Genomic DNA, 555 nt, shown 5'->3' with positions numbered 1-555 from the left:
CCAGCAAGACTCAGTTGCTGAGGAACTAAGCCGTAGCATCGAAAACATCCATCTTGCGTCTCAAGAGGTCGCGCAAGGTTCAGAGCAAACTGCACAAGCTTGCCGCGAATTGAGCCAGCTATCCGTATCTCTTCAAGATGTAATGAGCCGCTTTAAGCTAAACTAAAACGACTCGACAAAAACGCTCCAAGCTCCGCAGTTTGGGGCGTTTTGTTTTTCTGGCGTACATTCCCTCGTACGCTTTCCTTTAACAATAAAAAAACGCGTATGGAGGTTTTATGCGCCTTAAGAAAACTCTTCTTTCTATTGCCATTGCTGCAGCAACGTTCACCCCTGCTATGCATTCAATCGCAGCTCCACTCCAGCTTCAAACGACGTTAGACCAAGAGAGTCAAATTCAATCATCCAACACTTGGCTAGAAATCGATTTAGGTCAGTTTAAGCAAAACATCGAGCAGTTTAAGTCACACATGAGTGACCAGACTAAAATCTGTGCGGTGATGAAAGCTGACGCCTATGGCAACGGTATCGCAGGCTTAATGCCAACTATCATAG

Annotated in this window: 1 protein-coding gene and 1 pseudogene; both read left to right on the top strand. The window is 45.6% G+C overall.

Annotation, left to right across the window (positions count from 1 at the left end):
- A pseudogene (locus R7Q46_RS29355) lies at nt 1-166 on the top strand (methyl-accepting chemotaxis protein); the annotation flags it as partial.
- Between the two features lie 112 nt (nt 167-278).
- Nucleotides 279-555: alanine racemase (locus tag R7Q46_RS29350; RefSeq protein ID WP_318078607.1), on the top strand; the 277-nt coding region annotated here is incomplete at its 3' end.

It is taken from the genome of Vibrio sp. 811, assembly GCF_033339195.1.
The sequence above is the reverse complement of the archived record's forward strand: the minus strand, read 5'-3'. Positions and strand labels throughout refer to the sequence as shown.